Origin of the sequence: Paenibacillus sinensis (assembly GCF_019904155.1) — a bacterium.
In the GTDB taxonomy this organism is placed as follows: Bacteria; Bacillota; Bacilli; order Paenibacillales; family Paenibacillaceae; genus Paenibacillus_AQ; species Paenibacillus_AQ sinensis.
In genome coordinates this window covers 1-892 of the sequence record NZ_JAHCMB010000055.1, presented here as the reverse complement: position 1 = coordinate 892, position 892 = coordinate 1, and the positions used below count along the sequence as shown (strand labels likewise).

General features: G+C 42.2%; 1 protein-coding gene. It reads left to right on the top strand.

Going from position 1 to position 892, the window contains the following annotated elements; translation table 11 throughout:
- Positions 1-39: 39 nt before the first annotated feature.
- A partial coding sequence (locus tag KIH86_RS07695) for a PdaC/SigV domain-containing protein (RefSeq protein ID WP_223110365.1) occupies positions 40-892 on the top strand: 853 nt, incomplete at its 3' end.

Here is an 892-nt window from a genome sequence, read left to right as displayed (position 1 = left end):
CTTTGACGGGGAATAACCGCAGCATAAGGAGTGAAAATAATGAACACTGATGTGAAAAAAAGAACAAGCGTCAATAGAATGTCCACAGTAGTCCTGTCTATTGGTCTCACTGCAACGGGGTCCATAGGCGTATTCCCCTTCCATTCCACGGCCATCCATGCAGCAGCAGATACAGCAGTGAAATCCTCAGAGATCCATGTAAACATTGAAGGTCGCCCCATAGCAATACCAGGAATAATATATAATAGTACGGATAAAATATTTCTGCCGCTTAAGAAGGTGGCGGAAGCTTTTGGTGCCACTGTTAAATACAATCCCGCCCATAATGCCGTTGTAGTAACCTTGAGTAAAACCACCGCAAGCTACATTTTTCGTAACGACAGTGTTCTAGTCAAGTTAAACGGCAGTAATTTGGGAGAACTCTATGATGCTAAAGTCTTGAACGGTGTTTCGTATGTGGCTATCAAGGCTTTGACAGAAATTTTCAACTACCGTCTCGTCTGGGACAAATCCAGTTCCATTATTAATATTTCAAATGTTGGAATTAATAATATAACGATCAGTGCTGCACAATTGACTTCAGAAATCGCAAATGACTCTGTTACTGTAAATATGGTGTACCCGCAGGTGTCTAACCTCACGAATGTCGATGCACAAGCTGCTATCAATGCTGCACTTAAGGAACAAGCGGAGAGCTTTCTGGCTTCAGCTGAGAGGAAAATCAAAACCAACGGTCTCCCTATTAAGAAAAACCGTTATTTCTTCTACACTGGCTACAAAGTCACTTATAATCGAAGCGGGGTAGTCAGTTTTCTGATGAGTGACTACGAATACTTAGATCATGAGCATAGGGAAAGTTCACAAGCGGGTCTCACCTTTTCCTTAAAGGATG